The organism is Methylobacterium sp. E-041 (genome assembly GCF_022829665.1).
GTDB lineage: Bacteria > Pseudomonadota > Alphaproteobacteria > Rhizobiales > Beijerinckiaceae > Methylobacterium.
On sequence record NZ_JAKSYQ010000170.1, the window covers coordinates 1 to 1,832 of the forward strand.

Below are 1,832 nucleotides of genomic sequence, written 5' to 3' on the forward strand. Positions count from 1 at the left end.
GAGTTGGGGATGGATCGGCGGATTGCTTGGCGCGCAACTCGGAGCCACCCTAGGCATCCTCCTCGCCGCATCCTTCAAGCTGCGCCGCTAAAACTACCGAGACCTCAAAGAACCCCGTAGAACTAGACGCACGTTAGCCAAATGTTGACCCTTAACGCTGGAAAAGCTCGCACATAGGTCCAGTCTACTCGTCAGGATCCATGCGTTTAACCGCACGAGCAGGGATGGCGTGGGACGGAAGCGAGGCCGGCTGAACCCGCCGGCTTGGAGACGTCCGCCGTGACCCCGTCTGTCAGCCCTTCGGATGCCGAACCCCGTCGCATCCTGCACGTGTTCCGCGCGCCCGTCGGCGGCCTGTTCCGCCACGTGGTCGACCTCGCGCGGCTCCAGGCCGCGGCCGGCCACCGTGTCGGAATCGTGTGCGACGCGACCACCGGCGGCGAGCGCGCCGTCCAGGCGCTGGCCGATCTCGCGCCCTGCCTCGCGCTCGGCGTCACCCGGATCCCGATGCGGCGCAACCCGCACACCTCCGACCTCGCCTGCCTGCGCGCGGTGGCGGCCCGGGCCGAGACTGTTGCCGCCGACGTGCTGCACGGGCACGGCGCCAAGGGCGGCGTCTACGCCCGCCTCGCGTCCGTCCCCGGCAGCCGCAGCGTGATCCGCGCCTACACCCCGCACGGCGGCAGCTACAACTATCGGCCCGGCAGCCCGTTGCACCGGCTCTACATGGGCGCCGAGAGCCTCCTCGCCCGCCGCACCGACGTGTTCCTATTCGAGAGCGAGTTCGTCGCCGGGCGCCATCGTACCTATGCCAGCATCCACGGCCGCGTCAGCCGCATCGTGCACAACGGCCTGAGCGAGGCCGAGTTCGCGCCCGTGACGCCGGCAGCCGATCCGTTCGACCTGCTCTATGTCGGCGAGCTACGCGAGGCCAAGGGCCTGCCGATCCTGCTTCAGGCCCTGGCCCTGCTGCGCGCCGAGGGCCGGAGCGTCCGCCTGCTGATGGTCGGATCCGGTGCCGATGCCGGGCTGCTCCAGGCCAAGGCCGAAGCCCTCGGCCTCGCCGGCGCCATCGCCTTCGAGCCGGCGCAGAACATCCGCTCGGTGCTGGCCCGCGGGCGGATCATGGTGGTGCCGTCCTTCGCCGAGTCCCTCCCCTACGTCGTGCTCGAGGCGGTCGCCGCCGCACAGCCCCTGGTTGCCACCGATGTCGGCGGCATCCCCGAGATCTTCGGCTCGGCCGCGGGCGATCTCGTCCCGGCCCGCGATCCGATCGCGCTGCAGCGGGCGATCGCCCGCGTCCTTGACGAAGCGCCCGCGAGCCGCGCCGCCCGCTTCCAGGCCCTGAGCGACTCGGTGCGCCAGCGCTTCTCGATGGAGCAGATGGGCGCCGACGTGCTCTCCGCATACGCCGCCGCCTTCCGCGCCCAACGCCAGGACGCCGCTGCCAAACCAGAAGACAGCACAACCGCTCGAATGGTGGGAACCGAGCGATAAACCCCTTATTATCGGTGATCTCCTCTAGCTCGCCCGAACACGGGCGTGACAGTCGATACTCATTAATCAAGCTGAAATGATTGATTGTAGAGGGTTATTTATCTTACTTCTCGCGCCAGGCTTTGGCGACCTGGTCGGCGAGCGGCTTCATCAGGTAGCTCATCACGGAGCGCTCGCCGATCTGGAGGAAGGCTTCGACCGGCATGCCGGGCACGAGCTGGACCTCGCCCAGGCGCTCGCGCTGGGTCTCGGGCACGCGGATGCGGGCGGTGTAGTAGCTCTGTCCGGTCTTGGGATCGGTCGAGACGTCGGCCGAGACGCGGCTCACCGTGCCG

General features: G+C 68.7%; 1 protein-coding gene and 1 pseudogene. One reads left to right on the forward strand and one right to left on the reverse strand.

Going from position 1 to position 1,832, the window contains the following annotated elements:
* The first annotated feature begins 279 nt into the window (after positions 1-279).
* Positions 280-1,497: a glycosyltransferase family 4 protein gene (locus MKK70_RS15305; protein WP_243948743.1), complete on the forward strand. Its 1,218-nt coding sequence runs from the start codon at positions 280-282 to the stop codon at positions 1,495-1,497.
* A 103-nt stretch (positions 1,498-1,600) separates the two neighbouring features.
* On the opposite strand, the pseudogene MKK70_RS15310 reads toward MKK70_RS15305, so the two are convergent.
* A pseudogene (locus MKK70_RS15310) lies at positions 1,601-1,832 on the reverse strand (HlyD family type I secretion periplasmic adaptor subunit); the annotation flags it as partial.